General features: G+C 72.3%; 1 pseudogene. It reads right to left on the bottom strand.

The features are described from left to right. A pseudogene (locus tag NS220_RS18290) lies at positions 1-264 on the bottom strand (3-oxoadipyl-CoA thiolase); the annotation flags it as partial. Between the last annotated feature and the right edge of the window lie 320 nt (positions 265-584).

The following is a 584-nucleotide window of genomic DNA, read 5'->3' as shown; positions in this document are numbered from 1 at the left end:
CAGGCGGTTCACGGTGAGACCGGGGATCGCGTCGGGAAGCCCGGCCAGCAGCACGGCCATGCGGGCGACGTTGCGGTTGTCCTCCCCCGCCTGGTTCGCCGCGCCGAGGATGACCTCGTCGATCGCCTCGGCGGGAACGCCCGCGCGAGCCACGGCTTCGCCGACCACGAGGGCCGCCAGGTCGTCGGGGCGGACGGATGCCAGAGCCCCGCCGTACCGCCCGACCGGGGTGCGTGCACCGCCGATGAGAAACGCCTGCGACATCGCCATCCTCTCCCCCGCCGGCTCTGGCGGGGTCGCGTCCACCTCGACTGCGAGGTTTTCCGACCGATCGTTCAGTAATTATGTCAGAGGACGTCGAGAAGGGCAACGGCGCGCGCCGCGCCGAGATCGCACGGTCGCCTCGAGGACGCACGATGCGAGCGCGCCCGGGCGTGCGACGGCGCGCGGATCGTGTGATCTCGCGGCACGTGGCGCCGGAGGAGCCGCGACAGGGCGGCTCAGGGTCTACGCCGGACCGCGCCGCCACCAGGCGATCACGAAGATGACGAGCCCGGCGACGAGCGCCGCGATCACCCACAAGA

Source organism: Microbacterium testaceum, from assembly GCF_001476655.1.
Classification (GTDB): Bacteria; Actinomycetota; Actinomycetes; order Actinomycetales; family Microbacteriaceae; genus Microbacterium; species Microbacterium testaceum_C.
Note: the sequence above shows the minus strand (reverse complement) of the source record. Positions and strands in the feature narration are given on the sequence as shown.